This window comes from Burkholderia sp. AU4i (assembly GCF_000466765.1).
GTDB classification, from domain to species: Bacteria; Pseudomonadota; Gammaproteobacteria; order Burkholderiales; family Burkholderiaceae; genus Burkholderia; species Burkholderia cepacia.
The window spans coordinates 1-650 of the sequence record NZ_ASSI01000482.1 but is presented as its reverse complement, the minus strand read 5'-3'; the positions used below and the strand labels follow the sequence as shown (position 1 = coordinate 650).

Here is a 650-nt window from a genome sequence, read left to right as displayed (position 1 = left end):
CGATGCCGACCGACAGGTCGACATGCCCCGCCATCGCACTGCCGGAAGCCAGCAACGCCACGACCCCGACCCACCCTGCCCATCGTCCCTTGCTCATGTTCCGAATCCCTGATATGCCGGCCTGCCCGGCTCGCGCAGCCAATGTACGCGTCGCGCGGAGACCAAGGTGCTACGGCGCTGCGAGAGTCGTAACGCGGCGTAACGAAATGGCATTGGCCGTTCGGCCGAATCGCGAAAATGCGCTGGAACGTCTATAGTGGGTTACGGTTCGACACAATCACGACTGCGCGTTTCCCGATTGAACAGGGTAGAATCCCGCCAAACACCTTGTGGACGAACACGCCACACACACGCACAACATATTCTCTGACGCAGGCTCCTGCCGCACCTCAATGGCCAATCCCGCAGAATCCCATCCGCAAAACGACTTCATCAATTCGGCGCGCAAGGAACGTAAGCGCGTTGAAATCTATCTCGTCAACGGCATTCGTCTGACGGGGTGTATCGAGTCGTTCGACCAGTACCTGGTGATGCTGCGCACCCCCGTGGGTCTGCAAGGCATCTACAAGCGCGCGATTTCCACGATCCAGCTCGACACGGGCGGCTCGCGCCCGGGCGGCAGCGGCGGCCCCCGCGGGCCGCGCACCGGC

At 62.3% G+C, this 650-nt stretch carries 1 protein-coding gene; it reads left to right on the top strand.

The genetic code is table 11. The features are described 5' to 3' along the window. Positions 1-392: 392 nt before the first annotated feature. On the top strand, positions 393-650 hold a 258-nt coding region (gene hfq, locus L810_RS43675; protein ID WP_042978540.1), incomplete at its 3' end, for an RNA chaperone Hfq.